Raw genomic sequence first — 212 nt, forward strand, 5'->3', positions numbered from 1 at the left:
CTTCTTGCTCTGGCGTAGGATTTAGCCTGTAGTTGTATCTAAGCGTCTTTTTCATATACTGTATAGACTACTGTATGCAAATGAGTTGTCAAGATGGAATATGACACTAAATCTCACTATAAATATTTAATAGCACTACATTTAATACTTGTGGTTAAATATAGAAAACAATTGTTAAAAGGTGATGTAGGTGATTTTGTAAAACAAAAAAT

Annotated in this window: 1 protein-coding gene; it reads right to left on the reverse strand. The window is 30.2% G+C overall.

The genetic code is table 11. The features are described from left to right. A partial coding sequence (locus AAEY55_RS18720) for a helix-turn-helix domain-containing protein (protein WP_197107930.1) occupies positions 1 to 55 on the reverse strand: 55 nt, incomplete at its 3' end. Positions 56 to 212 lie beyond the last annotated feature (157 nt).

Origin of the sequence: Pseudoalteromonas sp. 120-MNA-CIBAN-0494 (assembly GCF_040308885.1) — a bacterium.
Lineage (GTDB): Bacteria > Pseudomonadota > Gammaproteobacteria > Enterobacterales > Alteromonadaceae > Pseudoalteromonas > Pseudoalteromonas nigrifaciens.